Here is a 548-nt window from a genome sequence, read left to right as displayed (position 1 = left end):
CGTACCGGCGAAGAACCGCCCAAGACAATCCAGTAGTGCTAAGTATCTGAATCCCTTTGATGGATCCCTTCGGGGTGAAGCGTTGGGCCTAGCGTACGACCCCGTGCTGGTGCGTTTAGCGTATTAACAGGTGTGACGCAGGAAGGTAGCCGAGCCGGGCGATGGTTGTCCCGGTCTAAGGATGTAGGGCGAACGATAGGCAAATCCGTCGTTCATATAGCCTGAGATCTGATGGGTAGACGCAAGTCGAAATCGGTGATCCTATGCTGCCAAGAAAAGCATCGACGCGAGGTTCTAGCTGCCCGTACCCCAAACCGACTCAGGTGGTCAGGTAGAGAATACTAAGGAGATCGAGAGAATCGTGGTTAAGGAACTCGGCAAAATGCCCCCGTAACTTCGGGAGAAGGGGGGCCTGAGGCGTGAACGGACTTGCTCCGGGAGCGTTCGATGGCCGCAGAGACCAGTGGGAAGCGACTGTTTACTAAAAACACAGGTCCGTGCTAAGTCGCAAGACGATGTATACGGACTGACGCCTGCCCGGTGCTGGA

General features: G+C 55.5%; 1 rRNA gene. It reads left to right on the top strand.

The annotated features are described in order from the left end of the window. A 23S ribosomal RNA gene (locus C5C10_RS17450) occupies positions 1 to 548 on the top strand; the annotation flags it as partial.

Origin of the sequence: Rathayibacter sp. AY1A3 (genome assembly GCF_002930975.1) — a bacterium.
Taxonomy (GTDB): Bacteria; Actinomycetota; Actinomycetes; order Actinomycetales; family Microbacteriaceae; genus Rathayibacter.
The sequence above is the reverse complement of the archived record's forward strand: the minus strand, read 5'-3'. Positions and strand labels throughout refer to the sequence as shown.